We start from the raw sequence: 2,379 nt of genomic DNA on the forward strand, positions 1-2,379 counted from the left end.
CTTTGTCCACACCAAACGACTGATGAATCTTCCCCTTCCCGTCATAGGTATATTTCGTACAATGCGTGTTCTGACCGCCTGAACACATCGATTCTGAACGTGGCCAGCTGATCACATCAATGGGGAACGTTCGTTCAAAGAGGGTCAGGCTTTCACTCACTGCACTCTTGCAGCTATCCCGCACCTTCCCTTCGGAATCGCATTCTTCAATCCAGGGGATCACCAGAGGCTCACCATCCACCGAGGCATTCAGCAGACGACCGTTGGTCGGGATCGTCAGGTTGCCACTCCATTGCCGGGTATTCCGGGCATAATTCAGCGTCACCACCTGCTGATAGGTTCGGTTAACTTTCTGTGTGGTGGCGTTATCCTTCAGGGTCGCTTCCCGTGTGCAAAAATTTTCCACCTGCAGATCACGTTCGCAGGTATGGTTTGTGAACTCACTGCGGTTCACAACCTGGGCGGTACAGGACTGTCCGGTATCGCCGACAATGCTGTCGGCACGGGATTCTGTATCCTTTGCGGCCTGAATAAACGGTGCATCCTGAGATATCTGATCCGGTGGCCGGTTCGTGAACGACTCAGTAATCGCTTTGCCGGTATCTCCCTGGCTGAACTCCAGGGCTGAATCGCTTTTCAGAGAGCTGTCTCCGCTGGCAGTGACGCCGCCATAGTATTTTGCCTGATCAGGGCTGTCGGTATACCCCGGCAGGTTTTGCTCACCACTGAAATTTTTCAGTGAGTTCAGACCATTGCCCTGCACCTGTTTCGCAAAATCCGAACCAGCTTTATAGTCGCTTCCACTGTCAGCACAGGCGGGGGATGCCAGCCAGATAAAGGCGCTCAGGACAAAAAAATGCGCAGTCAGTACGGAAATAACCGTCTTCATTTTTGCCCTCCCTCATCCCTCACCATTTCCGGTAACGCTATGAAGTACGGTCTGTCTTTCATGGCTGGCTCCCGGCGGCATTCGAGGGCGCATCAAGTATTTGCCGGGCCACCTGTGCGCAGTCACCGGTTTGTGCCACTTTCTCCAGCGCCTGTTTGACGTGAATGTTACCGCGTACCACGTCATATCCGGCCTGACACCGTACCACCAGAGACGGCACACTCCGGATGCTGTACTGCGTATATAGTGTCGGGTCGATCTGCACGCCGTCGGTCACGCCATCCTTCACCAGCTGCAGCACCGCGTCAGTGGTGGTCTTCATGTCGTTATTGACGAGCCCGCGCAGTGTCGCCGGAATGCCATACTGCCGGGTTTCGTGCAGCATCCGCTTCAGCCCCTCTTCAGGTATCGAGAAGGAGACAAAGTACAGCGCCCCTTCTGCCGGCTTTTCCTGATTCGCCGCTTTCTGCTGGCTGACCAGATTATCGATAAACTGGCGGTCTGATTTGGGCAGAGGATTACGGTTGATTTGCGCCTCAAGCTCCTGCTGCAGCTGTTTATCCGGATGCTGGCGCAGCTGTTCGCTGAGGTTCTCCTGCTGCTTCAGCCATTCTCTGTCTGTAACAGAGGAGGTTTCAGCCAACACTGCTCGTCCGGTCAGCAAAAGCATGACCATAAACAGATTCATTAATTTCATGAGAGACTCCTGTCAGAGAAAGACACAATTGCGTTTACGCCACATCAGATAGCCATAGTTCTTACGGGTGTTGGGTGGATTTTTACCGGCCTCCCAGCGCATCACGCTGCGCCCCACGGGATGGCACTGGCCGCTGTCCGGGTACATGTTCACCATCTGATAGCGCCAGCGCTCTTTGGGGATGATCGGGGACGGATACTCATAGCAGACCGCCTTGTCCTTCCCGATGCTCTCCATAATTTGTCCCTGCCGGTGAAGCTTGTACGCCATGCGCTCGCTGACAAGTAACGAGGACTGCAGCGGACTGGACTCGTTGCTTACCCAGCCGCTAAACGGGTACATCGAACCCTGAGAGCCGGCACACCAGAACAGAATATCGAGTGGCATATGAAACGCGCTGGCCATAGCGTCAGCCGCGCACGCCCCCTGTGCGATGGGGTTGGCAAACAGGATGGCTTCCGGATTCAGAATGGTGGTGAGGCTGCTGTCCACCCAGGTCGGGTCAATCTCGGACAGATAGGCTATATCCATGTCTCCGCCTTCCAGACAGCCTGCGGAGGTGATGATGTTCAGCCAGTAGGTCAGCGGGTACTTGTACCAGTGAACGTGATAAAAAGCGCCGTTCACCTGCTTATCGTCCTTTCTCGCGGTCCCCATACCGGTCTTGCCGAGATTGATACTGAAGCCCCCCAGATTGACCATACAGCCAGGCGAACGGCTGACGTCCGTCATGGCCATCGGCTCCCAGTACCCGATGGCCAGGCCGGGACGAACAAAAATCGGTGGCGGCGCC

The 2,379-nt window shown here is 55.2% G+C and carries 2 protein-coding genes and 1 pseudogene; all 3 read right to left on the reverse strand.

What is annotated here, in order from left to right; translation table 11 throughout:
• Positions 1-889 (reverse strand): annotated as a pseudogene (locus tag BHE81_RS25535) (conjugal transfer protein TraN); the annotation flags it as partial.
• Between the two features lie 58 nt (positions 890-947).
• Positions 948-1,586: a type-F conjugative transfer system pilin assembly protein TrbC gene (trbC, locus tag BHE81_RS25540; protein ID WP_004193871.1), complete on the reverse strand. Its 639-nt coding sequence runs from the start codon at positions 1,584-1,586 to the stop codon at positions 948-950.
• 12 nt (positions 1,587-1,598) lie between these two features.
• On the reverse strand, positions 1,599-2,379 hold a 781-nt coding region (gene traU / locus BHE81_RS25545; RefSeq protein WP_004153778.1), incomplete at its 5' end, for a conjugal transfer pilus assembly protein TraU.

Origin of the sequence: Klebsiella sp. AqSCr (genome assembly GCF_008452795.1) — a bacterium.
GTDB classification, from domain to species: domain Bacteria; phylum Pseudomonadota; class Gammaproteobacteria; order Enterobacterales; family Enterobacteriaceae; genus Klebsiella; species Klebsiella pneumoniae.

Bases quoted from the DNA above. Each gene is read 5' to 3' on its own strand.
- trbC (WP_004193871.1), bottom strand. From the start codon at position 1,586: ATGAAATTAATGAATCTGTTTATGGTCATGCTTTTGCTGACCGGACGA.